Genomic DNA, 900 nt, shown 5'->3' on the forward strand with positions numbered 1-900 from the left:
TTCTGTTTGCTCGATCTGCTTCTGGTAAAAGGCTATTTCGTCCAGGCAGGCGTTTAACCTGTGTCGGGCTCCGGTTAATCCTTCGGTTACTCCTATGGACTCTTGAGCCGTCTTGTAGAGGGCCTGGGCCCTTTTCATCCCTACCCGGTGGTTACTGGCTTCTTTTAGCTTCTCGGCTAATTCTTCGAGTTTATAGGCTAATATTAACCTGGGGAAGGGACAGTTCCTTAAGACCCATTGGGCGGCTTTACCTAACAGGTTTTTGAATACTTGCCCCAGTTCGGGGAAGTATTCGTCCAGGATGGCCTGGAGTTGGTTTAAGGCGCTGTTTAGTTTCCGGCGTTGCTGCCGCCGGGTTACGGTCAGGTTCCTTAGTTCGGCATATTTTCCTTTGGGCAAAAGGCAGTGGAGGAAATTCCCGTCCTTAACTACTTTAGCTATTATCCCGGCGTCTTTTCGGTCGTTCTTGGTGGGGGAGTTACCTACTTCCTCTTTCCGCCTTTTTACGTGATAGGGGTTGACTATCACTACCGTATAGCCCTGCTCCTGGAGAAACCATGCTAAGGGTTTCCAGTAGTGGCCGGTGGGTTCCATGCCGATTACTACCCTTGTTGCCTGGGCTTTTTCTTTGGCTTCTTCCATTTTTGCCACTAGACGATAATAGCCTTCTTTGCTATTATGAAACTTGAAGGGTTTGACCACATCCAGTTCGATTTGGTTATAGATCCGTGCCCAGTGGTTGTGTTTGGCTACATCGATACCGACAATTATCACATCGCCATGGACCAGTAATTTCTTTTGCACCTCATTCATACGGTTTCTCGCCTCCTGGTGGGTTTGTTTGTTTTGGTCTATTTTCTTTTTACCAGGAGGCTTTTTTATTGGCAACACCTACCTTAA

1 protein-coding gene is annotated in these 900 nt (G+C 47.7%); it reads right to left on the reverse strand.

Annotated features, from left to right (window positions below; all coding sequences use genetic code 11):
* Positions 1 to 813: IS110 family transposase (locus MOMUL_RS15190; RefSeq protein WP_153018467.1), on the reverse strand; the 813-nt coding region annotated here is incomplete at its 3' end.
* Between the last annotated feature and the right edge of the window lie 87 nt (positions 814 to 900).

Source organism: Moorella mulderi DSM 14980 (genome assembly GCF_001594015.1).
Taxonomy (GTDB): domain Bacteria; phylum Bacillota; class DSM-521; order Neomoorellales; family Neomoorellaceae; genus Neomoorella; species Neomoorella mulderi.